The organism is Tunturiibacter psychrotolerans (assembly GCF_051013365.1).
GTDB classification, from domain to species: Bacteria; Acidobacteriota; Terriglobia; order Terriglobales; family Acidobacteriaceae; genus Edaphobacter; species Edaphobacter psychrotolerans_A.
On record NZ_CP132941.1, the window covers coordinates 282,305 to 308,493 of the forward strand.

The window sequence follows — 26,189 nt, forward strand, 5'->3', positions numbered from 1 at the left end:
ATGCTATGCCTTCGCCGCATCAAGCAGAGCTTTTTCCCGAGCCGGCAAAAAAGGCCGGATAAGAAGCTGATATGCTCCGCCGCCGACGAGTGCGCCTAGCAGCGGCGCAACGATTGGAATCCACCAGTAGCTCTGTGGCGAAGGGAGCGCGGCGGGGCCCCAGCCTGTCAAAAAGCAGAACAGTCTTGGTCCGAAGTCGCGTGCAGGATTCAGAGCCCATGCCTCCAGATAACCCATCGACGCGCCAATGAGTGCAACCAGGAAACCAATCATCAACGCTCCCCCATTGGCGCCAGGGGCCATCTCGTTGTACTGTTCGGTGATCGCGAAGATACCGAAGATCAGGAATGCGGTGAGAATGATCTCGTCGCCGAAGGCATGCATCGGCGTAACCGCGAGGCCGGGATGCGTGAAGAAGACTCCCGCAGCGCCGCCGGCGGCTCGTGTGAGATGGTTGGTCAAGTTGAAGTTGTCGATGACAGGCGCGAACAGCGTATACACAATCCCTGCGCCCAGAAAGGCTCCGATAATTTGTGCGAGGCAATATGGAAGCACCTTCCGCCAGGAGAATCCACGGTATACCGCGAGCGCCAGCGTGACTGCCGGATTGCCATGGCATCCACTCACCGACGCCGTTGTGTAGATCGATATCGTTACGGCCAATCCCCACGCGATGCAGACTCCCCAATACGCCTGCTGGTAGGGGCTAGGGCTGTAGAGCGTGTACATTGCCGCGACCGAGTCGCCGAACGCGATAACTAGAAACATCGCCATTGCTTCTGATATCAGTTGCCCCACGAACGTCTTACTCATGCAGCGCTTTCTCCTGGTTTGCTTCTTCGGTTCCCTCGCTCGTTCGAAGGCCAAAGCGATCGGAATTACGGCAGTACACTCGCTCGCCATTATCTACATTTTTTCTATTCCGTGGAGCATTTCCTCCGGCGCGCAATATATTTGCATATCGGGGTGGTGTCGGCCACGATATCTGGCGGGGATCCGACTTCCAAACTCCCTGACCCATCGATATCCCGCATAATGGAGGATCAGGGAGTTTGCATGGGACTATTCAGCAAGAAGTTAAAACAGGAACACAAAATCATGCTCCAGCATGATCGCGCAGCCGGTACCCTACAACCCGAGTCGCACCGCGCCACCCCCGAATGCCCGCACCCCGAGCACTGGAGCATGATCGATTCGATGACTGCCGAACTCGAGGTTCTCGAGTTTCTTGCGACGCTGGTGACGACTGTTAAGCCGCGGCTGGTTGTGGAAACCGGCTCCTTTCTCGGCGTCTCCACCGAATGGATCGCAAAGGGTCTGGAACGTAACGGCTTCGGCAAGGTCGTCAGCTGCGAGTTCGACCCTGTTGTCTATTCTCGCGCAAAAGAACGTCTCGAAGCATCCTCGCTCAAGCCGTGGATTGAGTTACGCAATCAGTCCAGCCTAGAGATGAAGATCGATGGCACGATTGATCTGTTTTTCTCTGACTCCGATATGCCGATTCGCGAACAGGAGGTCAAACGCTTCCTTCCTCAGATCAATCCCAACGGCCTCATCCTTATGCACGACGCCAGTTCGCACCATAAGGTCGTACGTGACGCGGCGAGATCAATGGAATCTGAAGGCCTTCTCTCCGTCGTCTTTCTCCCTACACCCCGCGGACTTGTTGTCGCCCAGCCTCGCGCCGGCCGCAGTTGAGTGCAGGAACAACGGATGGCACGTTTTCAGATATCAGAAAAAAAATCTTCTTTTCGCGCACCATGGTCTATCTTTTGGGTTGGATTTCTGCTTCGCGTCGCTTACATTACGCTGGCCCACACCTACCGCATTCGTCTTTCGGAAGATCATCTTCAGTTTGGCTGGGAGATGGGCCGCATCGCGCGCGCTCTAGTCACCGGCTTCGGCTATGCCGACCCGTTCACTGGGCACTCCGGCCCGACTGCGTGGGTGCCTCCGCTCTATCCGCTGCTGCTTGCCGGCGTCTTCAAGATCTTCGGCGTCTACACTGCACAGTCGGCTTGGGTCATCCTCGCTATCAACAGTATTTTCTCTGCCGCGACTGCACTTCTCATTTATGAGATCGCTGCGCGGTGCTTTCAGACCACTGGGCGAGCGGAGAAGATCGCGCTCTGGTCTGCGTGGCTTTGGGCTCTCTATCCCGCCGCGATGCAATATGCAGTTCACTGGGTGTGGGATATGGCCCTCACCACCTTTCTTTTCTCAGCGGTCATCGTTCTCGCACTGCGTGTTCGTAGCATCGGAGAAGATCATTCAGAGCCTAATCCTCAGAGCGTACTTCGGTGGTCGCTGTTCGGACTGCTCTGGGGCATGATCGCGTTGCTGAACTCGACGATTCTTCTCTTTCTTCCGGTCTGTGGTATCTGGATGCTGCTTGGAGCCGGGAAGGAAAAGGCGGGTCTCGGTCCTGCCATCGCAAAAGCTTTCATCGCGGCAATTGTCTTTCTTGCCTGTCTCATTCCGTGGATGGCGCGCAATGAGAATGTCTTTCACGCTTTCATTCCGATTCGCGGTAACCTGGGCGCGGAGCTGCACGACTCCGTGCTTGACTCCTACAACGGATTCACCGTTGGTACTCGGGTTCCTGTCTGCGATGTCTGCCCGGATTATCTCGAGTACAAAAGTATGGGCGAATATGCCTATGTCCTGCGTGAAGGCAAGCTGGGTCGCGAACACATTCGCACACACAAACTGCGTTTCTTCGAGCTTGCCCTGAAACGCTTCTACTTCTACTGGGTCAGCGTCCCGAAGCCGGTTGAAAAAGGGGTCCTGAACGAAGCTTTCCGTGTTCTCAACTACAGCTTCGTGAGTCTCGCTGCACTTCTCGGACTAGCGCTCGCACTGAAGCAGCGGATACCAGGTGCCAAACTCTTTGCGTGGGCCTTTGCGCTTCTCCCGCTAACTTATTACTTTGTTACTGTTCAGGCCCGCTTTCGCCATCCGCTAGAACCTCTGATGACCATCCTCGCGGTCTATCTCTTTCAATCCGCCACGAGCTCGAATCGCAAATCTAAAATCTGCGGTGAAATCGCCAACTGAAGCTAGGCTCTGACGTCGTGGCTTCCACGTTGCCATGCCTTGGCATATTTCCAGCTTATGTAAGCCGAATGATAGAGGTGAAGCAACAACCCTTCGCGTCCATCCATAAAGCCCAGACGAAAGATAAAGTTCCAAACGAATGTCAGGATCGGAACCAGAACGATGTTCCAGCAGAAAGCCACCCACGAACGACTAACCTTCCCCTTGGCGGCAACGATCTGCCCCCCGAGGCTGCTGTAGCGGTTCATGTGCTCCAGATAGATGTTCAGGTTGGGATAGCCATGATGCAGGAAGTCGTTTTTCAATGTCTCCACTCTTCCCGCGATCTGAACAGACTCGTGCACCGGACGATCGGTAAAGCAGGAGGCGCCAGAGGGTGTGAGGCGACGAAACAGTCTGAGTTTCAGATCCGGGTAGTAGCCTCCGTAGCGCATCCAGCGTCCGAGAAAGACATGCCTCAACCGAAGCCAATAGCCATTTATTTGCGGCGAGGTCGTAGCATCGGCCTCGAGCATCCGGGTAATCTCGTTTTGGAGATCGACCGTTAGCTCTTCATCCGCGTCGAGAGAAAGGATCCAAGTCCCTACGCATTTCTCGATAGCGGAGTTCTTCTGCTTCGCAAATCCCTTCCACGGCTCAGTGAAGACCTTTGCTCCGAACGACTTCGCAATCTCCGTCGTACGGTCGGTGGACCCCGAATCGACCACTAGCAGTTCATCTGCAAACTGCACGCTGGCCAAGGTCCGCGCGAGATTCGCTTCTTCATTCAGCGTGATGATGGCTACGGAAAGTGTCGATCTCGGCATGCCTCTTCATTCTATTTGCCTCGATGCCGAATCCGGCCTCTTCATCGTGTCGTAACAAGGTCAGACTAGTGTTTTTCATGAGTAAGCAGATTTCAGCATCCAAATTGAACAGTTAATGAAACCTCCCCTGTCAGAGATCCCATCCAGTTGCGGCTGTAAACGATGCTAAGCAGACGTCGCCTTCTTCAGCGTGGCCTCACTTCCGCCGCTGGCCTTACTCTCAGCAAGACGGTACCGGCGATGCAACAGGCTATGGCGTCGCCCGCGCAGGTTCGCAGCGCAGTCAGACTTACGCCGTACGTCGATTCCCTGCCCGTCCCACCCGTTATCCGCGCGACGGGCAAACCGGGCGAGACCATTGACATTGAAATGGGCCAGTTTCAACAGAAGGTGCACCGAGATCTGCCGACGACGACGGTCTGGGGATATAACGATTCGTGGCCCGGTCCTACCATCGAAGCTCAGAGCGGGCAGCCTATCAATATTAACTGGGTTAGCAAGTTACCCACTACGCATCTGCTTCCTATCGATCATTCGATCCACGGTGCCGAGTCGTCTCTCCCTGCGGTCCGCAACGTTGCCCACCTCCATGGAGCCTGCGCGATGCCCGACGACGATGGATACCCGGAGGCCTGGTTCACGGCGCAGGGCGAACACGGTCCTCATGGACCGAAGTTCAATCCGCGACCGTCGTCTTACCCTAACTGCCAACCTGCCACAACGCTCTGGTATCACGACCATTGCCTTGGCATCACCCGATTGAACGTCTACGCGGGTCTGGCAGGCTTCTATCTCATTCGGGACGAAGCAGAAAAGGCGCTCAATCTACCGCAAGGCGAGTTCGAGATACCACTGATGCTGCAGGATCGCCTGTTTCACCGTGACGGCTCGCTCTACTACCCTAAGGTCGTCAACGGACCAAAAGAACACCCGGTTTGGATTCAGGAGTTCTATGGAGATTACAACTGCGTTAACGGCAAGGTCTCCCCTTTTCTGGAGGTTGAGCCGCGTAAGTATCGATTTCGGATCGTCAACGCTGCGAATGCGCGCTTCTACCACCTTCGACTTTTCATCTCCGACGCAAGCGGCAAGATTCAGAACGACTCTTTCGATGTTCCCTCCTTCCAGCAGGTCGGCACCGACGGCGGTCTCCTTCCCGCCCCTCTGGAGATCAGATACCTTCTCATTGGACCGGGGGAAAGGTTCGATGTCATCATTGATTTCTCCGGTTGCGAAGGTAAATCCTTCTCGCTGGTTAACGACGCCCCTGCGCCCTATACGATGGGCGGTCAATATCTTGCAGAAGACGTCTTGCTCTTCAAAGTGATCAAGACTCTCTCCGGCAAAGATACCAGCGTCGTACCTGAAGCTCTCGTTCCCTTCGAGCCGCTCGTCCCTACGTACGCGACTCGTGAGCGTCTTCTTCTGGTCTCAGAAAAAGAGCGACCTTCCGATGGCTACGTGATCACCGGCCTTCTGGGAAATGCGCGTTGGCACGAACCAATCACTGAAGATCCGAAGGCAGGTTCGACCGAGATCTGGTCCTTCGTTAACATCACTGGCGATGTTCATCCCTTACACGTTCACCTTGTGAGGTTCCAGGTTTTGAATCGCCAGACCTTTGACGTGCAAACCTATCAGCAGACGGGCAAGCTGGTGTTCACCGGAAAACCGATGGCGCCCGAGAGCAATGAGCGTCCCGCGCATAAGGACACCATCAAGTCTTATCCCGGTTATGTCACTCGTGTAGTTATGCGCTTCGACCTTCCTCACGGAGCACAAGTGTCACCCGGCGACGAACTTCTCTACGTCTGGCACTGTCACATCCTCGAGCACGAAGACAACGAGATGATGAGACCGTACAAAGTTGTTGTGTAGCTCTTACGGACCGCTATCTAACGACGTTGAAGTATGAATAGACGCTAACAAGCCATTACATCCAAAAGAAATTTGTTGCGACGAAATACAGCTGGTAATGTGAGCGTAATTATTGGTCATTTCATTTGCGCGTCACACATTGACACGACCGTCGCCTCTACGGTTATCCCACTGAGGTTGTACTCCCCAGCGACTCAAAACCGCTCCCCTCAGTTTTCTGGAGGTATCACTTTGAAACGTACTGTCAACGCCCCTAACGGGACATTGAAGTGCGGCGCCATGATGTTGATTGCGCTGCAAGTGTTTGCGGGACTGCCACAATCCGCCTACGCCCAAACTGCCGTCCCCGAAACAAAGACCCCTATCAAGCACGTCATCATCATCATCGGTGAGAACCGCACATTCGATCACGTCTATGCGACCTACAAGCCGAAGGCAGGTCAGACCGTCTCGAACCTCCTCTCCAAAGGCATCGTCAATGCCAACGGCAAGCCTGGTCCTAACTACTCGCTTTCTGCGCAGTTCTCCGCCGTTGACAGCACCACCGCCGACAACGGTAAGTTCTCTAACAGCCCTCAGGAAAAGAGCATTTACAGCACCCTTCCCCCGTCTTTGGCTGGCGGTCCGGAAAAAACCAGCGCAACGAGCGCTCCCTTTACCACTCTTAAGGTTGCGGAGCTTGCCGACACTGGTCTTGCGCCGGCCTATAACAAGTACCTGGTAACTGGTGCCACTGGCATTACAGGTGGCCAGGTCGACACCCGCATCGCCAATGCAACCTCCCTGCGCGAGGGCGTCTATCAGCTCACCGGTCCCAAGATGTCTTACGATGCCTACACCAACAGCCCTGTGCACCGCTTCTTCCAGATGTGGCAGCAGACGGACTGCAACGTCGATTACGCGACCCAGGACAACCCCAGCGGCTGCTTGAATGACCTCTTCCCATGGGTTGAGACAACGATCGGAACCGGCAGCAACGGCGCCACACAGCCCAAGAACTTCACCGACACTACCACTGGCGAAGGTTCCACCTCCATGGCCTTCTACAACATGGCGCAGGGTGATGCTCCCTACTTCAAACAGCTTGCAGAGGACTACACCATCAGCGACAACTTCCACCAATCCGTCATGGGCGGAACCGGTGCAAACCACATCATGTTCGGCTTCGGCGACGCCATCTTCTACACCAACGCTAAAGGCGCAGCCGCAGCTCCTCCCAAGAATGAGATTGAGAATCCTAACCCGCAGCCCGACACCAACAACTGGTGGGATCAGGACGGTTACAGCGGCGGCAGCTACGTCAACTGCGCTGACATCAGCCAGCCAGGCGTTCCGGCTGTTACCAACTATCTGCAGTCCCTCTCGCGGCCGGTCAAGCCCAATTGCGCGGCAGGCAGCTACTACCTCGTCAACAACTACAACCCCGGCTACAACGGCGACGGTACCCTCGCCTCGCAGTACTCGCCTTTCACCATTCCCCCAACCAGCCAGAAGAGCATCGGTGACGACCTCGTCGCTCACAATGTTCCTTTCAAATACTTCGGCGAGAACTGGGATCTGTATGTAACCGATCCCACCGAGTCGAACTCGTTCGATGAATACTGCAACATCTGCAATCCCTTCCAGTACCAGACCCAGTTCATGGGGACTCAGGCTGCTCGCCAGACCTACATTGCGGACACGACTGAGCTCTATGAGGATATCGACACCGGCAACCTGCCTCCAGTCTCCATCGTCAAGCCCAGCGGCTTCAACGATGGTCACCCGGCGTCTTCCAAACTCGATCTCTTCGAAGGCTTCACCAAGAAGATTGTCGACGGAGTCAAAGCCAACCCGACCCTCTGGGCCGACACTGCAATCTTCGTCACCTTCGACGAGGGCGGCGGTTACTATGACTCGGGCTACATTCAGCCGGTTGACTTCTTCGGCGACGGTACCCGCATTCCCCTCATCATCGTTTCGAAGTACTCCACGGGCGGCATCGTCTCCCACGAGTATGGCGATCACGTGTCGCTGATGAAGTTCATCGAAAAGAACTGGGGCCTGCCGACGATCAGCGGCCGCAGCCGTGACAACCTGCCGAACCCTGTGCAGAAAGCCAACAACCCCTACGTCCCGACGAACAGCCCGGCAATCGGCGATCTAGTGGACGACTTCCACTTCTCTTCCAACTAGCAATCGTTTTTAGCCGGTTTCAACCTCTTCGACGGTCAGCCATGCTGGCCGTCGAAGTTAATTTTTTCAGCGAGCGACTCCCGATCAATAAAATGAACAATTCTTTCCAGAACACTCCGATGCTCTCTTCAAAGATCCTTTCTTCCCTCGTGTTAGCGCTCGGCTTGAGCCTCTATTCCTCCTCTCTCCTCCATGCTGCGAGCCCTAAAGTGTTACCGCAGTTTCATGTGCAAGATCAATGGAACCTCGGCGGCAAAGGCGGATGGGGTTTTCTCGTGCTCGATACACCTGCAAATCGTCTCTACATTCCACGTACAGATCGCGTGATGGTCGTCGATACAGGGACCGGCAAACTCCTCGGCGAAGTCGGGGGGATGAAGAACATTCGCGAGATCGCACTCGACGACTCCGGCAAGTTCGGCTATGTTACCGACCCCACGGACGGATCGTCCGGCTTTGTGCGCGTCTTTGACCGCTCTAACTTCAACGTGGTCGCATCTGTGCCAACCGGTGCGGTTCCCAATGCCATCGTCTTCGATCCATCTTCAAAGTCGATCTTCGCCTTCAACTCACACAGTCATACCGCGACCATGATCGATGCCGCGACCAATCAGGTTACAGCCACTATTCCACTTGCTGGGCGTCCAGGCTCGGCGATTGGCGATGGGGCGGGCGCTATCTTCGTGACGCTCCCTGCCAGCGGCGAGATCGCACGCATCGACGTTGCGGCCAGGAAGGTTTCGGCGACTTGGCAATTGACGCCCTGCACAGGACCTAATGGACTGGCCATCGATAGCATCCGCCATCAACTCTTTACCGCCTGCGAGGACCACAAACTGGTGAGCGTCAGCACAGACACAGGTGAGGTTGTCGCCATCGGAGATGCCCCGCAAAATGCCGGCGACATCGACTTCGACGCACAACATAACCTACTCTTCGTTGCCGACGCCACTGGAACACTTTCCATCTTTCGTCGCGACTCACTCCTCAAATACTCTCGGGTCCAACAGGTAAAGACTCAGCCCGGCGCCCGGACCATGGTCGTAGACCATAAGGTCGCGAAGGCTTACCTGGTAACGTCTAAATTTGGTCAGAATACCGGCGCGGTCTCTGAGGAGTTACAGTACCGTCCAACTCCGATCCCCGGCACTTTCTCAGTCATCATTGTGGGACGCTAATTGAGGAGCCGTACCTCAGCGATCGAGGTTACGGCTCACTCTCCAAAGGCCTTACTCAACTAAGACCCCATGTTCCATGGTGGCGTCCCCAAGGACACATGCCGGTACGCGGGTGAGTATCCGAGTTCTCGCGCATAGCCCAATATCCGATCGAAATCCAGGCTGATGGTCGCACCAGCCTTCTGAGTCACCTCATCTTCGATCGGTAGATCGAAGTCATCTGCTCCGTAGTTCAATCCTTCAAGCGCCTGCTGATTTTGAGTAAGCACTGAGGTCCGAATCCGCGGAATGTTGTCGAGATAGATCCGACAAAGGGCAAGATGGCGCAGGTATTCGGCAGTTGTGATTTCGATGCCGCCAATCTGCGTGAAGTAGGGTTTGAACGTCCAACAGAGAAAACTGGCGAGGCCGCCTGTTTGATCCTGAAACTGCCGCGTGCGTTCGAGGTGCTCAAGCCTCTCATCAATGCTCTCGTCAAACCCGATCACCATCGTTGCCGTGGTCTTCAGGCCAGCGTCAACGATCGCCCGCTGTGCCTCGAAGTATTGCGCCACGGTGTACTTGAACTTTGAGTGCCGCGCGCGAAAATCCTCTGTCAGAATCTCCGAACCACCACCGGTAATCCACCGTACTCCAGCGTCCTTCAACCGCTCCGCGGCCTGGGCATGGCTCAGTTTAGCGTGGTCGGCGAGATACATGAACTCAGCAATCGTGAGCGCGTAAAACTCCAACGCGTCCCCGTATCGCGCACGGATCGCGGCGAATAAATCGCAGTAATAACTTAGAGGCAGATGCGGATTGAATCCCCCGTTGAAAGCTGCCAAATCGCCGCCTAGCGTCAGTAACTCGTCCAGTTTCGCGAATACAGCCTCCTGGCTTAGCACATACCCGCCGTCCTGGCTGGGTAGCTTGTAAAAGGCACAATAATCACACTGCGCAACGCAAACGTTCGTATAGTTGATGATCCGCATCACCATATATGTGCAGGAACCGGGGGCATGAAACTTCCGGCGTACACTCGCGGCAAGCGAGGACAATTCGCTATCAGATGCATTGAGCCAAAGCCAACGCGCGTCGTCTCGGCCAATGCGCGCCCCTTCGGCGACTCTAGCGGAGATTTCGGCAAACGTCACCCCGACGGGCACGGTAGTCTGGGTCATCTTTCTAGTGTAGTGCGCACAGGCTCCTCCAGACCACTCGCCATCCCAAAGATCGGTCATTATGTCGATCAACTAACAATGAACCACGTAATCAATTGCCAAATCGAGTTTGGATGCTCGCGCATCCATCAAGCAGCCGTGTTTTCTAGCTCCTCATAGAACGGATAGTCACTATAACCGCGATGATCTCCGCCCCAGAAGGTGTTGCGATCATAAGGGTTGAGCGGAAGTCCCAGTTCGATGCGTTTGGGCAAATCCGGGTTGGCGGCGAAGTGACGACCGAATGCGACCAGATCAGCGTCACCGTTCTCGACAATATCCGCAGCCCCCTCAGGTTCAAACCCTCCTGCAGCAAGAATTGTTCCTTTGAAGATCTTGCGCAACTGCGCGGCTGCGACTGGAGGCTGACCTTCCACCGGGGCTTCCGCGCCTACAATCCGAGGCTCAACAACATGCAGATACGCCAGATCGAAGCGGTTCAATTGTTCAGCCACATAACCGAAGGTGGCCTCTGGGTTGCTATCCGACATGGAAGCCCATGTTCCGCTCGGCGCTATGCGAACGCCGACACGACCTGCCCCCCAAACAGCCACAACTGCTTCTGTAACCTCAAGTAGCAAACGAGCTCGATTCTCTACCGACCCGCCATAGGCATCGGTACGTTTGTTGCTACCATCCTGAAGAAACTGGTCAAGCAGATAACCATTCGCTCCATGAATTTCGACGCCGTCAAAGCCCGCTGCCTTCGCCCGCTCGGCACCTCTGCGAAACTCATCGATGATACCTGGGATCTCTTCAATTTTGAGAGCGCGGTGGGGAGAGACCGGTACCCAACCGTTGCGTGTCACAACAACCTGCTCGAAAGGAACAACTGATGGCGCCACAGGCGCAGCTCCGTTGGTCATGTCAGTATGCGACTGACGCCCAACGTGCCAGAGCTGAAGAAATATGCGTCCGCCTTTTTCGTGGACTGCTTCGGTAACTTTCTTCCATCCATTTACCTGAGCATCCGAATAGATGCCAGGTGCACCGAGATAGCCGCGACCGAGGACCGACACTGTAGTCGCTTCAGCGATGATAAGCCCTCGCCCCGAGGCACGTTGCCCATACATCTTCGCCATCAGATCGCCCGGAATGTCGCCGGGTTGTTCAGAGCGCAGGCGGGTGAGAGGTGCCATCACAACACGATGTGACAGAGTCAAGGGGCCAACCTGAACAGAAGTAAACAACTTAGATTTTGAAGGTGTGCTCATAGAATCCTCGATAGCAATAGGATGGTGCGTCCCGCGCGCACCACCACCGAATGGCGTTCACTCGTAGTGGGCAACGGAACGATCATTTGTTAATGAACTAGATGGTTCAAAACCATAAACGATGCAAAAGCTTTCTCAAGGTCTTTGGCTCAAGCTACCCCTCATAGGCCATATTGGTTCGCAATGCGGAAAGGTTCAAGTGCAGCTACGGGTTTCAGAGGAAGCGGAGCAGCGCGCCAGAACATCTGCACAAGAGGCACTAAGGTCGCGTAGAAGATCCAGACAAATACGCCCGCGATCCAGTTGCAGAGGAGGGACAGCGGACGCGTCGTCTGTTCAGCCTTGCGTGATTGTCCAATGGAATCGGAGCCCAGTGCTGAATATGCCAATATTTGTCTAAGTAAGTTCCTTCGGCCACAAGCTAATCATCTGCTGCTCTGCTCGAAGTTCTTGTGAACCGATTCCGCAACGGTAGAAACCCCAGATATCAATGTCTGGAGCAAGGTCTTAGCGTCGTTCTGCCGAGAAAGGTTTGCACTCTGCCCGGCCCAAAGCTGAAGGAACTCCGGCTTCACAGCTTTTTCGGCGACGACGGTAAGGTTTTTCACGAGAATCCGCTGCAAGGGATAGGGGAGAATCTCAGTTCCTGGACGATTGAGCTCTTCGAGCAACTGGTTATGTACTCCCCGGGCCAGCCTTCCAGTGAATCCCCTGGTCAATCCTGTTCTGCGAGCGTTTCCACTGAGGATCGCGTTGCGATGAAGCGGGCTCGCACCAGACTCTTCACACGCCAGAAAAGCTGTCCCTATCTGTACACCCTCAGCCCCAAGAGCAAACGCTGCGACAACTCCGCGAGCATCGGCGATACCTCCGGCGGCAACAACAGGAATTGAAACTGAGTCTACAACCTGAGGTACGAGCGAGAACGTTCCGGTGAGTGATTCCTCGGAGGGGCGCAGGAAGGAACCGCGGTGACCGCCCGATTCAAAACCTGAAGCGGCGACGACATCGACTCCTGCCTGCTCAAGTACGACGGCTTCGTCCGGTGTCGTCGCAGTTCCGATCGTAAGGATCCCCTGCGCACGGCACTCGTCGAGAATCTCCTTCGGGGGCACTCCGTAGATGAAGCTAAAGACGGGAACCTTTGCATCGAGCAGGACCCGCACCTGGTCCTCAAACTTGACTGGGACATAAGGTGTGAAAGTCGGGAGCATCCCTCCCAAAGCTTGGATGTGTCCAGCGAGAGACGCCAGGCTTCGCGCAAATTCCTCACTGCCAGAAGTGCGTGCACCCTCATCTTCCATCGAGACCCACAAGTTGATCGCGAACGGTTTGGAGGTGAGCATACGAATTTCAGCGATCACATCTTTAATTGCTGAAGGGTTCAGCCCATGCGCCCCGAAGGATCCTAGGCCACCAAAATTTGAGACCGTTGCTGTCAATCGCTGCGTCGACAGACCACCAAGAGGGCCCTGAATGATTGGGTACTCGATCCCCAGGCTTGAAGAAATACGAGTTACGTTCCACTGCGGTAACGAGTTAGTGGACTGCTCTTTCATAACTACCTCTGAAAGCAACCTTTAGGCGGAGACCCTTGGCCTCTGACGGAATTTGCTAGTCTGCGACTTCGAAGATGACATCAAGCTCTACTGGCACACCGAGCGGGAGGCTGGCAACGCCGATTACCTGTCGGACTGATGTCTTCTCGATACCAAAAACATCTCTAAACAGATCCGACGCAGCGTCTGCGACTCTGGGCTGGTCAAAGAAGTCTCCAGAGGTCGCTATGAAGACACTGAGCCGTATGACGCGAGTCACTCTATCGAGCGAGCCCAAATGCTCCTTGGCCGCGCCGAGAACATTCAATGCTGCAGTGTAGACGGCTTCCCGTCCGGCCTCGACGTCGAGTTCTTTCCCAAGTCGACCGAGGAACTTCGGCTTGTGATCGACAATCGGGAGCATTCCGCTAAAGAACAGCAGGTTGCTGGTCTGCACCGTTTGGACGTAACTGCCTAACGGTGTGGGTGTGGCTGGAAGATGGATACCAAGGTCCTGCAACCGGCGTTCTGCACCGCCAGGCTGCGAACCTTTATTCCCTACCACTTGCCTGCGTGCGCACCGCCGTCCACGTGCAGCACCTCCCCAGTGACGTGACGAGCTTCGGTCAGGTATACAACAGCTTCTGCTATATCCTTTGAGTTAGAGACCGTTCCCATAGGAGAAAGAGATTTCATAAGATCCTTCGGAGTCTTATTGTGAAGTGGGGTGTCGACGACACCAGGTGCGACTGCGTTGAAGCGGATATTGTTCCTCGCGTACTCGCTCGCGAGACTAAGGGTGACCGCCTCAAGTCCCCCCTTCGTAATCATCGGGATCGAGGCCGAAACGCCCGAAATGGGGTTCTTAACTAACGAGGACGTGATGGTTGTCACGCTGCCACCGGTGCCCTGCGACAGCATCTGCTTGACTGCGGCTTGAGTGATGAAGATGAACCCTTCCAAGTTAGTGGAAACAAGGTCGCGAAAATCCTCGATCGTGAAATCCGTGAAGGGCTTTGTTGAGAAGATTCCTGCATTGTTGACAACATGGTCGATCGAGCCGAATTTGTCTATCGCAGTCTTTGCAACGTTCTCTGCCGTCGCGCCCTGACCGACGTCTCCATCGATGAGTGCGAGGTTCGGTGACGGCTTAGCGCCGCCCTTGGAGACGCTGCGTGAAGTTGCGACTACGTCATAGCCGCGGTCCAGAAAAGCCTGTACAACTGCTGCTCCGATACCTTGCGATGCACCTGTTACGATGACCGTCTTGTTTTTTCCCACAGTTAGTTCCTCATGTTTCTGCCTACCTCTCAGTGGATTCGGCTGTAACCGTTAAGTATCATGCCAAACTTTACACAAGAGTCTGTTCTTCAACTTCTACTCAGATCCTTAGATACCTCAAAGATTGAAGTTGACGTGAAAATCTTGGGGCCCTCAAAGTCGATTCCCCGCAGGCTACGAGGAACCGCTGCGAAACACACACCCGTCCCTCGCATCAGCCCTGATTGTCGAAAAAACTAGGTTACTCGCAATGTGGCTGTAATAAATTTACTTGACATATTCTTATATAGGCATATGTTAACGACATGGCACGCGCAGCGACAACAACAGACGTCTTTAACGCAATCGCCGAGCCCCGGCGGCGCGAGGTCATTGCGGTGTTGGCAGACGGCAAAGAGTACGCGGTGAATGAGGTCGTGGTTCGATTGCGGATGTCGCAGCCGACCGTTTCGAAGCACCTCGGAGTGCTTCGAAAGGTTGGCGTGGTGTCGGTAATAAAGCGCGGCCAACATCGGATGTACCGATTAAATGCGGCGGAGTTGAAGCCGGTGCACGACTGGGTAAAGACGTTTGAGCGGTACTGGACGCACCAATTGGGCCAGATCAAGGAGCGTGCGGAGCGAAAGGCTCTGGAGCGGATCATTTCAAACACCATCGGATCGGAGGAGGAGTAATGGCAGCAACAATTCAGGAGCAGGTAGTTCAGGCCTTCGAGATTGTGAAAGATGAACAGATTGCGGCGCCAATCGATATCGTGTTCGAGGCAATTCTGGAGCAGATGGGGCCCATGAACTCGACCCCGGAGAAACCGATGCCGATGAAGCTCGAGGCGTGGCCAGGCGGCCGCTGGTATCGCGATCTGGGAGACAGTACGGGACACTTCTGGGGCTTTGTACAGGCGATCAAGCCGCCATCGCTGCTGGAGATATGCGGGCCGCTGTTCATGTCGACCCCGGCAGTCTCCAACATCCAGTACCGCCTTAAAGAAGAGAACGGATTGACTCACGTCCGGTTTGTCCATCGAGCAATGGGGTGGATTGGTGAAGGGGACAGCGGAGTCGACGTCGGCTGGACATATCTGATGGTCCGAATTCGCACGGCTTCAGAGACAAAACGGGACGGCAGGTAGCTATGTGCCCTGTGTGTCTCGCGACAGTGGCATGGATCGCAGCGGGGGCCTCCTCGACTGGCGGCATGTCCGCGTTAGTCGTGAACAACCTTCGCGCCAAAAACCAACACCCAACTACAAGAATCGAGAGGAAGCAGAGACATGGACAGGAACAAGGAAACTCGCTCGAACATGAAGATACCCCCGATCGTCTCGCTGCAGGAGTGGGAGGCAGCGCGTCAGAAACTGCTTATCAAGGAAAAAGAATTGACCCACGCACGTGACGCGATGGCGGCCGAGCGTCGGCGCATGCCGTGGCTCGCGGTTGAGAAAGAGTATGAATTCGACGGGCCTAAAGGCAAAAAGAGCCTGCTCGATTTGTTTGACGGCCGCCATCAATTAATTGTCTATCGCGCTTTCTTCGAGCCGGGAGTCTTCGGCTGGCCCGATCATGCCTGCCGCGGCTGTTCTTTGGGAGCGGACCAGGTCGGCCACCTCGCACATCTCAACGCCCGCGACACCACGCTCGTCTACGCCTCGCGTGCGCCGCAGGCCGACATCGCGCGGCTGAAGAAGAGAATGGGTTGGGCGATGCCGTGGTACACCATCACCGACAGCTTCGACGCCGACTTCGGCGTGGACGAGTGGCACGGCACAAACGTGTTCTTCCACCACGACGACCGCATATTCCGCACCTACTTCATCAATAACCGTGGCGACGAGGCCATGGGGAGCACATGGAGCTACCTCGACGCGACGCCGCTAGGGCGCCAGGAGAAGTGGGAGGACTCCCCGGAGGGCTACCCGCAGACCCCGCCGTACAAGTGGTGGAACTGGCACGACGAATACGCTGCATCTCCCGATCCGAAGTGGGCAAGGGTGGTAGACCAGGCACTCGTGGAGTTGAACCTAGACAAATAGGAGACTAAAGGCTCACGTTTACTCCGTCGCTCCCAAATCGATCCTGAAAAAAAGTGGAGTTGCAGGTTACCAACCAATCCCGATAAGAAGCGTATTGGGCCTCGTGCAGCCGACATCGCCTGAGTATCCGCCAGCGTCATCATAAGGGAAGGTGTACTGCTGGCCGTTGATAGCATTGGCATGGAGGAATTTTCCATAGTAGCTGGAGGGATCGGTCTGATAAAACTCATTCGGGTTGCCCCACAGACCTTGATTCGCCAATGAACCGTCCGGATTAAAGGTTCCGGCAACCCCTCCCACATGCCGGTAGATTGCCGCTGAAAGATTAGGATAGGCACCCAGGCCATCCCCATTGGGAATTGCCGGTGGAATAGCGGTGATTCGATTCACTGCCCATAGCTGCTCGATCCACTGGTTGTAATACGTTTCGTACTGACCTCCGGTATCGAATCCGCCGCCACCCGGAGAAACAATCCTGTAAGGACCTTGCACCTGCGCGAGTGTTTGGAAGTTTGCGGGGACAGCATTGAGATAGCGTTGGAACGTACTTGCTCGCTCTTCCGCAAAGGTTGCCGCATTCTCTCCAATCGCAATATCAGTGCCGTCGCCGCAGGTCAGCCGGAATGCATATTTAAGGCCGAATGCGTCGACTCTGGTCGAGTTCATATTGATGAAATAGGTAGTAGGGTTGCTTCCCTGGTTTACGCCGACGGTGTACTCCAGGAAATCCCAATAGTTGTCTGTGTTCTGATTCGCTGCGCCAAGATAGAAATAGACTCGACCGGATGCGGCGACAGGCAGCTGAAAGGTGGATTGTGCCGCAATCGAACTTGTCGTCGTAACGCCGCCAACAGTCGCGCTCCAGAACACTTGATCGTCGGCGTACTGCCCGTTGGTCCGGTTTAGGAACTTCAATACGAGCACTTCTCCGGGATTGGTTGGCGGCATGTTGCTGGCATCCCAGAATGGCGTGGCATTTCCGAGAGCCAGGCTGGTTGCGCTCACGGGGCCACCTACAGTCGTTGTGCCATGCGGACTGCTCGCCTGAACGATGTAGTAGTAGGTCGTCGCTGCTGCGACTACGACGTCGTTGTAAAAGTTGGACTTCGTGCCGCCAACCAGGTTCGCATTGGATGGCATGAAATTCGGTGTGGTGCTCCGGTAGATGTTGTAGTTCACTGGCGCCGGTGCTGTGCTTGCAGGGAATGTGAGGTCTATCTCATTGGCGGAGGTGGCGGTCGCAGTCAATTGAGTTGGCGGTGCGAGTGTGGTGGCACTCGTTTGAGTGGAGAACACCGACGAAACGCCATCCTCGTCTACGGCCTGAACGACGTAGTAATAGGTTGAAGATGGCGGAAGGCTGTTGTTGAAGAAGACAGGGTTTGGTAGCCTCACAGCGATCTCGTTGCTCAGAGAGGGAACAAACCCGCTCGTCGTGCTGCTGTAAACGTTGTAGCTGATGTTGGTGCAATTTGCCGGCGGTGTAATGGCGGTCCAACTCAGTCCGATGGCTGTCGACGATGCAGCAGTTGCCGCGATGCCAGCGGGTGCTACAGAGGGTACAGCGATGCATGAGTTCGCCGGGTTTGTCATAGCACTTACCTGTGTCGAGGGCAGCGATGCGCCATAGGTATCGACCGCTTCTACGACGTAGTAATAGGTCGAGGAAGCAGCGAGCCCGGTGTTCGAATAAGACAAGTCGGTAAGGCCGCTCGCAATTAGATTCGATGCGGAAGGAGTAAAACTGCTCGTGGTGCTGCCGTACAGGTTGTACGTGACAGGGCAATTCGGCGGAGGAGTGACCGTCTGCCAGTTCAGGTTAATGATGCTGGGAGAGGTTGCTTGCGCGGTGAGCCCGGTGGGCGCCGCCGCGGGTAGAAGCGTGCAACTGCTGGGTATTCCGCGTATCTCAACCCCGCTGGATTTAGGTTGATCCGCCGACCCTCTTATGTACTTGATTACGATCTGTCCCTGCGGATTCGCCGTTGCCGTGAATGGTTCGACCAGAGCGATATTCTGGCCACCGGCCTCTTGAAAGATATCCAGACTGGAAAGGACCGTGATTCCGTTGATCGCGACATTGAAGACGCGGTCACCCGCGGCAGGAAAATAGGTTTCTGCAAAGTGCAACAGAACCGCATAAGAGGCACCGGGCTGCAGGCCGGGAATTGTATAGCTAAATGCGCCATTCCTCTCCGTCTGGTACACCGCTTCTGGAGCGGCGTTGGTTATTCCAGCGACTGAAACGGCTGCACCTGAGGCCGATGTCCCGCCGGTGTCATAGAACTCGTCGGCTACAAAGGACGCATCACCACCGTTAGCGTTACTTACAGCCGAACCTCCTGAGTGGATCGCAATAATTTCCGCTAAAGCTGCCGCGGTAGTCGTGTCCTGAACCTGAGCAGAAGGCGCCGAGTTCCCCGCCCCATCGACTGCCTCAATAACGTAGAAGTACGTGGTGGAAGCAGCCAGGCCAGTGTTGGTGTAAAGACTGGAGGTAATTCCGCTGGCCACCAGGTTCGTCTGCGACGGCACAAAGCCGTTTGTGGTGGCGGCGTAGACGTTATAGGTGATGGTGCAACCAGCCGGAGCTGTGCCCGCTGTCCAGGCCAAGCTGATGCTGCTGACAGAGGCTGCATTCGCCGTCAACCCATCAGGCTGCGCAGGAACAATAGAGCAAGTCGGGGGGGCCGACGAGGCTGACAGAGTCGTCGCACTCGCGTGTGCCGAAGCCGAGGAATTGCCAACAGCGTCCACTGCTTCCACCACATAGTAATAAGTTGTGGATGCCGTTAGACCGCTATCAGTGAAGGACGTGGCCGCCTGGCCGGATGCGATCTGGTTGCTTGACGTGGGCGTGAAGCCGGACGTCGTGCTGCGGTAGACGTTGTAACTTATGGCGCATGAAGACCCAGCCACACCGACACTCCAACTCACACTGATCTGGCTGGATGAGTTCGCCGTTGCCACGAGGGAGCCGGGAATACTCGGGACTGCGCTGCAACCGGTACTGCCGCCTGGGGTCACGGTCACCGTTGCAGTTGGACTGGTAGTGGAGCCAGCTGCATTTGTCACTACGACAGCAAAACTGTTGCCGCTGTTCTGTGTAGTCAGAGGCAGAGTTGTATAAGTTGCGGCTGTCGCCCCGGCGATGGGACCGCCACTGCTCTGCCACTGGTATGCCAGCGGCGCGGTGCCAGTCGCCGTAACGCTGAACGTCGCCGTCTGTCCAGTGGTAACCGTGATCGAAGCAGGTGGGATCGTAATGGTAGGGGGAGTTGGTGGTGTGGTTTGAGAACCGCCTGTCGGAGGTGCGACGGGAGAGGTGCCCCCGCAGCCGCTGAGCAGCGCGATGCCGGACACACACATCGCCAGCGTGAGTTGCACACAGTACCGCTTCTTCCTGCTAAAAAAGCACAGCGCTGCCGCCAGCATTGATTCCGGGAACAGCGGCCCCAGGTTGTTGTGTAGTTCCGCCGACGCTGGAGGAAGGTTCGGTGTCTCCACAATCAGTGAAAAGGTAGTGGCGTGATTCAACGAGCCAGCCGATGCAGTAACAGTAATCATTGAAGTCGCCATTTGAGGTGGTGGTGGCTGCACACCGCACCCGGTAAGCAGTGTCAGGCTGGCTACGCTCACCGCCAACATAAATAGTTGCAGGCCACGCCGCTTCCTTCGGCCGAACAAGTACAGCGCAAACGCCAACACCAACCCTGGGAACGATGGACGAGATTTATAGCTGGCAGTAGCGGACGCAGTGGTGGCGTTTACTGTCAGCGTTGAGACCATATTGCCTGTTGACGTAATGGTGGCCGGAGAAAAACTGCACGCAGCGTTGCTGGGCAGACCAGAGCAGGTGAAATTAATCTTCGCGGTTGAAGTAAACCCGTTTTCCGGTGCCAACGTGACCGTCTCTGTCCCGCTACTGCCTGCAGTCACCGTAAGCGACGCCGTAGAGAGAGCGAGCGTGAAGTCCGGTATAGCAGACACAGGTCCGGAGGATGTCATAGCACTGGTCTGGTTAGAGGTCGTTGATGCGCCGTCCCCGTCGACCGCTTCCACTACGTAGTAGTACGTCGTCGACGCAGCGAGACCGTTGTCGGAGTAGCTCGTTGCAGTAACTCCGGCAGCAAGAAGATTAGCCGCAGAGGGAGTGAAGCCAGCGGCTGTGCTGCGGTAGACGTTGTAAGAGCCGACCGAGCAGTTAGTCGGAGCGGTAACTGCCGTCCAGTTCAGTCCAATGGAGCTGGATGAAGTCGCAGCCGCCGTCAACCCCGTCGGTGCTGTTGGAACACTGGGGCACGACGTCGGGGCCAGGGTTTGCGCGCTGACCTGTAGAGAAGGAGCCGAGGCGCCCGCAGCGTCAACCGCCTCCACGATGTAGTAGTAGGTGGTCGCTGCTGTCAGTCCCCTGTCTGTGAACGCGGTATCAGTCTGGGACGCGTTCACCTGATTGCTCACTGCAGGCGTGAACCCGGCGGTCGTGCTGCGATACACGTTGTAACCCACCGGACAGGCCGATCCAGCCATGCTTCCACCCCAGGTCAGAGAGATCTGGCTCGGAGAGGTCGCGATCGCTGCCGGCATTCCTGGTGTAGTTGGAATCGCACTGCAACCGCCGCCCGTACCTCCGCCTCCGGTTGAGTTGTTGGTCACCGTGAGGACAGCGGAGTTGCTGGTTACCGTGCCGCTTCCATTAGTAGCCGACACCCTGAAAGATGTGCCGTTATCAGTAGCGATGGTTGGCGGCGTGGTGTAGGTAGCGGCTGTTGCGCCGGCAATTGCGTTTCCGTTCCTGAGCCATTGATAACTTGGCGTCGGCGTACCGGCAGCAACTACCGTGAACGTGGCTGCTTCTCCTACGGCTACGGTCGTTGATTGCGGATCTGTTTCGATGACGGGGGCCTGAGCTCCTGACGTACCCGAGCCCGTGGCCTCAGTGCAGAGGGTAGCGCCGGGAAAGTTGTTGGTTACGTTGAAGGTGCTACTGCCGTCAAAGTTGACGATCGCGGTCTCGGTCGCATCGTTCGGATCCACGGTGGAGGTCCAGGTGCTCCAAGTACCCGGGAAGGCGCAGGACGCGTTATTGTTGCCGCTGATGCCGAGCGCTTCGGTCTCGGTGGGAATGCGCATATTTATGCTCTTGCAGTAAGCAACGGCACTCACACCGGTGAACTGCGAGCCAATCGTGCTATCTGTCTGGATGGTGCGGGTCCAGGTTAGACCAAGCACGTTGTCCATCACCAGTAGCGGATTGGCGGAGCTGACGGTGTAGCGCTCGGTCGGACCTCCGCAATTTGCGACGTTGTAGACTTGGAACTCGAAGATCGAGTAGCCGAAGTTACCGCTTCGCACAGTGCCGAACATCCGGATATAGCGGGCCTGAACAGTATTAAAGGTAAGGGTCTCGGTACCGCCTACACCGGCGTTGTTGGTGGTTGCCACATTCCATGTTGGGTTGGTCGAAGGATCATCGTTGGTGTACTGAATCTGGTACTGCGCCGCGTAGGCATTCTCCCAGTTGATGATCACCGTATTGAAGGACTGTAAAGAACCAAGATCCACCTGTAGCCAGGACGGATCGACGCCTGGGACAGGAGGTGTTGGAGGTGCACCTGCGGTTGCAGACCCCCAGCGGGTGTTGAGGCTGCCATCGACGGCATTCTCTGCTCCGAGGCAGCCCGCTCCGGAGAGAGGTGGCGCCGTCGTTGCATTCGTGCATGCGTTTTGTGAGGAGCTGGAAGTTGCTGTCTTATTCAACGCCAAATTGACGCCTGGAGGTGCAAGTGTTAACTGCGCTGCTGCACTCGTGACCGGAGCGGCAGCGGCGTTATTGACCGTCACCGCGTATGCGCCGACATTGGCGGTACTCATAGTGGGGATCGTGTAGGTGATGGTATTGGAGCTCTGTGTGTTGCTCAGAAGGATGGTCGCAGAGCCGCCTTTGGGGGTGAACTGCCACTGATACGTGTAGGGAGCAGAACCGGTGACCACGGCGGTAAACTGCACCGGCTGATTGGTCGCAACGATCTGATTGGCAGGCGAGGTAGTGATGGTTACCGGCACCGGAGCATTGACGGTGAGCGTCGCCGTGGCTGATTGAAGCTGGTTAACGGGATTGCTGACGACGACATAGATGCTGGCGCTGCCGACGGCCGTCAGGATGGGCGTGGTATAGCTGGACTGAGGACCGGTTTGGACCTGTACGCCGTTCTGAAACCACTGGTAGTTGAGCTGCGGGGAACCGGTCGCAGCTACGGTGAAGGTCGCAGACTGTCCGACGACCACGGTCTGCGCGGCTGGTTGCGTGGTGATGGCGACGCCGGCTGCCGCGTCCACAGTCAACGTGACCGGGGTGGAGGTAACATCGCCAAAATTGCTGTGAATCGCAACTGTTACACTCTCGCCGTTTTGGGCAAGAGTGGTTGCCGGTATGGTCAAGGTCGGGCTCGTTTGTCCCGTGACCTCACTTCCCGCCACTGCCCATTGGTAGCTGAGCGTTCCGGACCCGCTGGCCGCAACAGTGAAGGTTGCAGGTTGACCAGCCGTCACTGCCGTGTCGACCGGAGGCACAATGATCGCCGGCGGTTGCGATTGAGGAGGAGCTGCTGGCGTAACTGACGTCAGTTGAACGCTGCCGCTCACAAGCCCCGGCGCCGTCGCCGTCACGGTCACGGTTCCAGGAGTGAAGGTGCTGCGCAACGCGATCTTCTGCAATCCTCCTTCAAAGTTCAGCTCCGGGTCTCCGGGCGAATGAAAGAAGGCATAGGGTTCACCGTTGATATCGTTACTGTGCGCCGTCGAGAACGCATCCTGGTAATAATTGGTCCACGAGGGATCAGCAACAAGCTGCTGCGTGCCACCCATGTACGTGGCTGGCCCGGTCACCGTGAAGGTGACATTGTCCGCTGCGGTCGGTACGACGTTGCCGTTTGCGTCCTGCACTTCGGCCTTCACAAAGGCCGCGTCAGAGCCATTTGAGGTCCACTGAAAGCTTGTCCCGTCCGGCTTGACTACCTCTGGAACAACGCTCAGTACAATCTTGTTCTCAGCTCCTGCCGTCGTCACCGTGTGGGTCACACCCGGAACCACATTGCCGTTCGCGTCTAGACACTCTGCCGTCACTGTGCCCGGAGCCCAATTCACCATCCAGTGAACCTGGCCAGGCATCACTGTACTGCTCTGACTCAGATCACCGTGCGAGTTGATGTTCCAGGCGTTGGGAGCCACATCCATGAGGGGCGCTCCCGTCACTGGATCCTTGGCCACGCCGTTAATCAACAGGCGAACCGAGGGACAGTTGCTGAACGCGTTCTCCTGAATCGGAGTGCCGGGAGTGTACTCGTAGGCGCGATTCCAATGATGTGCCAAGTGAACCACTGGCTGGATCGCGTAAGGAACCCAGTTTGCCTGGTAGATGTAGTACAGCAGCCGCGGGAAACGGTTCTGATCGACTGACGAGTAGCCAAGCGAACGCACAAGGTGCTGCATCGCGGGTTGATTTTGAAACTCCGCCCAAAGACTATTTTCGCCTGGAGTATCGGCAAAGTACCACTGTGCCATGCCAAAGGCATTCGCAGCTCTGCCCTGGCGCCAATCGTCCAGGTACGGCGCCGCAAACGCCAGCTCATAATCGTAAGCGTAGACCGTATTGGCTCCGGTGCCCGTCTGAGTCCCGCGCCCTGTGCCCATATTGTCCCAGTACTCGGCGCCAAAGGACGGGTTATTCGGATTCTGATTCTTGACTCCCGTCTCGCAGCCGGCACCGTCGCACTCGCCCATAAACGCGTACGAAGGCGAGTAGGTGCGATCGGCTTGCACTCGCGGATTGATGTTGTCCCACGACGTCTCTATCGCCGCAAGCTCATTCGCCAGCGGCTGATTCATGCCACCGTTATCTTCCTCCCAGTCCAGAATCGATGGATGGCTGCGATCGCAGATAATCATGTCGCGATGCACCTCCTGTTTCAACTGAAGATCATCCGCCGAAGGGTTGGAGGAGGCATTCCAATGTCCTTCGCCATCACCGCTGGGTTGGTCTATCATGATGCCGTACGCATCTGCCGCCTCCACCATCTCTTCGCTGCTGGTCGAGTGGCCAGGCCGCCAGACGTTGCCGCCCTGTGCCGCAATCTGCGCCATGTCACGCCACCACTGCTCGTCCGGAACCGAGGAGCCAAGGGCTGGATAGTCGTACCGGCTTGAGCCGCCCCACAGATACATCGCATGGCCGTTGAAGTAAGGAAAGTTCGCATCCCACGTAATCGTGCGAATCCCCAGCGGGCTCTGAAACGAATCCACGACCACGCCGTTCACGCTGACGATGTGGTAGACCTTGTACATATACGGCTTGCCGTAGATCGAGTTATTCGGATACCACAGGGTTGGATTCGGAACCGTAATCAACTGTTGGAACATCGGCGTCTGCGTCGACGGAAATGTGTCCGCAGTCATTGGCGCCACCGATTGTGTCACCGGCGGCGCAGTCACCACCACGTTTCCGATCGCATCCACAATCTGAGTCGTCAACGTAACCTGCTGGACAGTTGCCGTCTCATTGACAACGTTCGTCTGCACCTCGACAACCGCCGACGCCGCAGTCGCCGTGCCCTCCCCGGCTGGAACCTCGGAGACCGTGCCAACATATGTCCCCCAGGTCTTGGTGTTGGAGTACACGTTCAACGGAATGTGCACTGGATTGGTCACGTAGAGAAACACATTACGGAACAACCCCGCCATATCCTGACCGAAACGAAAGGAGTTCGAGAACTGTGGTGTTTCAAACCACGAAGCCCCTCTCGACACATCAATCGCAATCACGTTGTCGGTAGTGCCGTCGGCCTTCAGATACGGCGTCAGATCAACAACCACGGGAACAAATCCAATCACGTGCGTCGCCTGCGAATCAGCAGCCACCGCGCTGATACCAGGCAACAACACACCATTGATAAAGACCTGAACTCCTGTGTGCGCTCCTTCAAGATTCAGCAGAAACTTCTGCCCCGAATACTTAGGATCCACCTTAAAGTGCAGCCGGTACCAGTTTTCCTGCCCCGTATCAGAGCCTGCCCCGCCCCCCGAGTCTTGATTAATAAATGTTCGCGGTATGTTCGCGTCATAGGGAAGCCCCACCTGCTGCCACGCAGAATCCGTGCTCTCCACAAAACTTGTTGTCGCATACGTCGCTGAGTTCTTCGTATTCTCAAACCACCACTGACTCTGTGGTGCATTCGACGTCGACGCAGCGTTCCCAATGTACTCCGGAACTCCAGCCGACAAATTGATCGTAAGCCGTTGCGACAACGGCAAAGTAGTCTCCACCTGCTGTGCGTCTGACCTGCGTGAGGAAAGCGTAGCTACAAAAAAAAAGACCATCATCAGAGAGAGGAGTGGCCTGGCAGCACTTTCAAAGCGGCTGGGAAGATGTCGGTTCTTACAAGTTTGAAAACTGAAGTCTGAACTTGCAATCATCACAGTGGAACAGGAGGGGCTTTCCGAAACTTCGTACAAGCTAAACATTCAATTCCTCTTTCACCGGATGCGATTGCCCGGACTCTGCCTCTAACCAACAGTTAATTGTTGGGTGTAAACAAACCAGTGGACGCGCATCTGCATGCAAGTAGGACAAGATCGTCCTGGCTTGGAGATGCTAACAAGAGATCAACTGGTGGAGACGGCCGCAACTGCGTGAATGCGGCACTCAAGTACTGTGGGATCTCACCAGGTAGATGAAGCCGTACTCGTGGAATGACTCTAAAGAGAGCTCAAACGATTTTCTTTACTGCTTTTCGCAACCGCAAGTTTGTAGCCCATGCAAGCCGAAGCAAACCTCAC

16 protein-coding genes are annotated in these 26,189 nt (G+C 56.0%); 8 read left to right on the forward strand and 8 right to left on the reverse strand.

The annotated features are described in order from the left end of the window. Window positions 1-3 precede the first annotated feature (3 nt). A complete protein-coding gene (locus RBB76_RS01195; RefSeq protein ID WP_429633284.1) occupies window positions 4-813 on the reverse strand; it encodes an MIP/aquaporin family protein in 810 nt (269 codons plus the stop codon). Window positions 814-1,056: 243 nt separating this feature from the next. Here RBB76_RS01195 and RBB76_RS01200 point away from each other — a divergent pair, with 243 nt between their 5' ends. Further along, a complete protein-coding gene (locus RBB76_RS01200; protein WP_429633282.1) occupies window positions 1,057-1,698 on the forward strand; it encodes an O-methyltransferase in 642 nt (213 codons plus the stop codon). 15 nt (window positions 1,699-1,713) lie between these two features. Next, entirely contained in the window at window positions 1,714-3,057 is a 1,344-nt protein-coding gene (locus RBB76_RS01205; RefSeq protein ID WP_429633280.1) for an ArnT family glycosyltransferase, read from the forward strand. A gap of 2 nt (window positions 3,058-3,059) precedes the next feature. On the opposite strand, the gene RBB76_RS01210 is transcribed toward RBB76_RS01205, so the two are convergent. After that, a complete protein-coding gene (locus RBB76_RS01210) occupies window positions 3,060-3,863 on the reverse strand; it encodes a glycosyltransferase family 2 protein (protein WP_429633278.1) in 804 nt (267 codons plus the stop codon). 162 nt (window positions 3,864-4,025) lie between these two features. Between RBB76_RS01210 and RBB76_RS01215 the strand changes: the two genes are divergently transcribed. The 3 genes from RBB76_RS01215 to RBB76_RS01225 all read left to right on the forward strand — a co-directional run bounded on the left by RBB76_RS01215 (window position 4,026) and on the right by RBB76_RS01225 (window position 9,094). Further along, on the forward strand, window positions 4,026-5,741 hold the full coding sequence (locus tag RBB76_RS01215) for a multicopper oxidase family protein (protein ID WP_429633276.1): 1,716 nt from the start codon (window positions 4,026-4,028) through the stop codon (window positions 5,739-5,741). 231 nt (window positions 5,742-5,972) lie between these two features. Then, on the forward strand, window positions 5,973-7,916 hold the full coding sequence (locus RBB76_RS01220; protein WP_429633274.1) for an alkaline phosphatase family protein: 1,944 nt from the start codon (window positions 5,973-5,975) through the stop codon (window positions 7,914-7,916). 92 nt (window positions 7,917-8,008) lie between these two features. Then, a complete protein-coding gene (locus tag RBB76_RS01225; RefSeq protein WP_429633272.1) occupies window positions 8,009-9,094 on the forward strand; it encodes a YncE family protein in 1,086 nt (361 codons plus the stop codon). A gap of 59 nt (window positions 9,095-9,153) precedes the next feature. Here the strand turns inward: RBB76_RS01225 and RBB76_RS01230 are convergent, their stop codons facing one another. The 5 genes from RBB76_RS01230 to RBB76_RS01250 all read right to left on the reverse strand — a co-directional run bounded on the left by RBB76_RS01230 (window position 9,154) and on the right by RBB76_RS01250 (window position 14,326). Continuing rightward, entirely contained in the window at window positions 9,154-10,254 is a 1,101-nt protein-coding gene (locus RBB76_RS01230; protein ID WP_429633270.1) for a radical SAM protein, read from the reverse strand. A 128-nt stretch (window positions 10,255-10,382) separates the two neighbouring features. Beyond that, entirely contained in the window at window positions 10,383-11,507 is a 1,125-nt protein-coding gene (locus tag RBB76_RS01235) for an alkene reductase (RefSeq protein ID WP_429633268.1), read from the reverse strand. Between the two features lie 425 nt (window positions 11,508-11,932). Then, window positions 11,933-13,066, reverse strand: coding sequence for an NAD(P)H-dependent flavin oxidoreductase (locus RBB76_RS01240; RefSeq protein WP_429633266.1), 1,134 nt, complete (start codon window positions 13,064-13,066; stop codon window positions 11,933-11,935). A 55-nt stretch (window positions 13,067-13,121) separates the two neighbouring features. Continuing rightward, window positions 13,122-13,610: a RidA family protein gene (locus RBB76_RS01245; protein ID WP_429633264.1), complete on the reverse strand. Its 489-nt coding sequence runs from the start codon at window positions 13,608-13,610 to the stop codon at window positions 13,122-13,124. Further along, a complete protein-coding gene (locus RBB76_RS01250) occupies window positions 13,604-14,326 on the reverse strand; it encodes an SDR family NAD(P)-dependent oxidoreductase (protein ID WP_429633262.1) in 723 nt (240 codons plus the stop codon). The genes RBB76_RS01245 and RBB76_RS01250 overlap by 7 nt, the downstream gene beginning before the upstream one ends. Window positions 14,327-14,631: 305 nt before the next feature. Between RBB76_RS01250 and RBB76_RS01255 the strand changes: the two genes are divergently transcribed. The 3 genes from RBB76_RS01255 to RBB76_RS01265 all read left to right on the forward strand — a co-directional run bounded on the left by RBB76_RS01255 (window position 14,632) and on the right by RBB76_RS01265 (window position 16,355). Then, window positions 14,632-15,000, forward strand: a complete 369-nt coding sequence (locus RBB76_RS01255; protein ID WP_429633260.1) for an ArsR/SmtB family transcription factor — start codon at window positions 14,632-14,634, stop codon at window positions 14,998-15,000. Then, window positions 15,000-15,455: an SRPBCC family protein gene (locus RBB76_RS01260; protein WP_429633258.1), complete on the forward strand. Its 456-nt coding sequence runs from the start codon at window positions 15,000-15,002 to the stop codon at window positions 15,453-15,455. The genes RBB76_RS01255 and RBB76_RS01260 overlap by 1 nt, the downstream gene beginning before the upstream one ends. A 171-nt stretch (window positions 15,456-15,626) precedes the next feature. Further along, window positions 15,627-16,355 (forward strand): DUF899 domain-containing protein, encoded by a 729-nt coding sequence (locus tag RBB76_RS01265; protein WP_429633256.1) that lies wholly within the window; start codon window positions 15,627-15,629, stop codon window positions 16,353-16,355. A 66-nt stretch (window positions 16,356-16,421) separates the two neighbouring features. On the opposite strand, the gene RBB76_RS01270 is transcribed toward RBB76_RS01265, so the two are convergent. Beyond that, window positions 16,422-25,664: a fibronectin type III domain-containing protein gene (locus RBB76_RS01270; protein WP_429633254.1), complete on the reverse strand. Its 9,243-nt coding sequence runs from the start codon at window positions 25,662-25,664 to the stop codon at window positions 16,422-16,424. Between the last annotated feature and the right edge of the window lie 525 nt (window positions 25,665-26,189).

Bases quoted from the DNA above. Each gene is read 5' to 3' on its own strand.
- RBB76_RS01195 (WP_429633284.1), bottom strand. From the start codon at position 813: ATGAGTAAGACGTTCGTGGGGCAACTGATATCAGAAGCAATGGCGATG.
- RBB76_RS01200 (WP_429633282.1), top strand. From the start codon at position 1,057: ATGGGACTATTCAGCAAGAAGTTAAAACAGGAACACAAAATCATGCTC.
- RBB76_RS01205 (WP_429633280.1), top strand. From the start codon at position 1,714: ATGGCACGTTTTCAGATATCAGAAAAAAAATCTTCTTTTCGCGCACCA.
- RBB76_RS01210 (WP_429633278.1), bottom strand. From the start codon at position 3,863: ATGCCGAGATCGACACTTTCCGTAGCCATCATCACGCTGAATGAAGAA.
- RBB76_RS01215 (WP_429633276.1), top strand. From the start codon at position 4,026: ATGCTAAGCAGACGTCGCCTTCTTCAGCGTGGCCTCACTTCCGCCGCT.
- RBB76_RS01225 (WP_429633272.1), top strand. From the start codon at position 8,009: ATGAACAATTCTTTCCAGAACACTCCGATGCTCTCTTCAAAGATCCTT.
- RBB76_RS01230 (WP_429633270.1), bottom strand. From the start codon at position 10,254: ATGACCCAGACTACCGTGCCCGTCGGGGTGACGTTTGCCGAAATCTCC.
- RBB76_RS01235 (WP_429633268.1), bottom strand. From the start codon at position 11,507: ATGAGCACACCTTCAAAATCTAAGTTGTTTACTTCTGTTCAGGTTGGC.
- RBB76_RS01240 (WP_429633266.1), bottom strand. From the start codon at position 13,066: ATGAAAGAGCAGTCCACTAACTCGTTACCGCAGTGGAACGTAACTCGT.
- RBB76_RS01255 (WP_429633260.1), top strand. From the start codon at position 14,632: ATGGCACGCGCAGCGACAACAACAGACGTCTTTAACGCAATCGCCGAG.
- RBB76_RS01260 (WP_429633258.1), top strand. From the start codon at position 15,000: ATGGCAGCAACAATTCAGGAGCAGGTAGTTCAGGCCTTCGAGATTGTG.
- RBB76_RS01265 (WP_429633256.1), top strand. From the start codon at position 15,627: ATGAAGATACCCCCGATCGTCTCGCTGCAGGAGTGGGAGGCAGCGCGT.